This window comes from Microbacterium sp. K41 (assembly GCF_004794395.1).
Lineage (GTDB): Bacteria > Actinomycetota > Actinomycetes > Actinomycetales > Microbacteriaceae > Microbacterium > Microbacterium sufflavum.
The window spans coordinates 1-1,109 of sequence record NZ_SSDO01000353.1; the positions used below are offsets into that span (position 1 = coordinate 1).

The window sequence follows — 1,109 nt, forward strand, 5'->3', positions numbered from 1 at the left end:
CGCGACGCGGGCGAGAGCCGACGCGGACCCCCGGGGCAGCGCGGCCCACAGCGCCAGTCCGCCCCGCGGCGCCACGTACGTCCAGTCGGGCAGGTGCTCGGCCATCAGGTGCTCCAGCAGCCGCAGCCGCTCCCGATGTACGCGGCTGTTGGCCCGCCGCAGCTCGTCGGCGTGCGCGATGAGGTCGAGCGCGAGCAGCTGACCGGGCACGCTCGTGGACTGGTCGGCGAGCTGCCGGGCGCCGCGCAGACGCCGCACCAGCACCGGGTCGGCACGCAGCCACCCGATCCGCAGCCCCGCCCACGCCCACTTCGACACCGACTCGACGACCATCACGGGGGCGTCCGGTCGTTCCGAGGCGAGCGTGGGCGGCACGACCCCGTCGAACGAGATCCCCGCGACGACGCGGTCCTCGATCACCGGCACACCGTACTGCGCGGCAAGCTCGGCCACGCGGTGCCGGGCCGCGGCGGGCAGGCGCGTGCCCGTGGGGTTCTGGTGGTGGGGGTTGAGCGCCACCAGCACGGGGCGCAGCCGGGCCATCGCCTGCTCCAGCGCGACCACGTCGAGGCCGTCCGCGCCCATCGGCACCCCCTGCACGGTGCCGCCGCGCAGCCCCACGCTGTCGGTCACCCCGGGCCAGGTGATCTCCTCCGCGAGCACGATGTCGCCCGGCTCGACGAGCGCGTTCACCACGAGGCTGATCGCCTGCTGCGCGCCGTGCGTCACAAGGATCTGCTCGGGCGTGGTGGGCGTGCCCTCCGCGCGGTACATCTCGGCGATCAGCTCGCGCAGCACCGGGAGCCCTGCGGGGTCGGTCTCGGGCAGCAGCGCGAGGTCGAGACGCGGCTGATGGTCGCGGATCAGCTGCACGCCGAGCTCCGGGATCTGCGGCACCGTGCGCAGCAGGTCGATCGTGTTCGGCACCGCGGAGAACAGGGCCTCGCCGCGACCGGGACGCGCAGGGGCGGTGGGGGCACCCGTCCCCGCCACGCGGGTGCCGCTCCCCTGGCGGCGCTCCACGAGCTCCTGCTCCGCGAGCACGGCGTAGGCGGAGACGACCGTGCCGCGCGACACCGACACCGCGGACGCCAGGGAGCGCTCGGCCG

General features: G+C 75.6%; 1 protein-coding gene. It reads right to left on the bottom strand.

Going from position 1 to position 1,109, the window contains the following annotated elements; genetic code table 11:
- The coding region (locus tag DW309_RS10965) for an aminotransferase-like domain-containing protein (protein WP_136045391.1) at window positions 1-1,109 on the bottom strand (1,109 nt) is incomplete at both ends.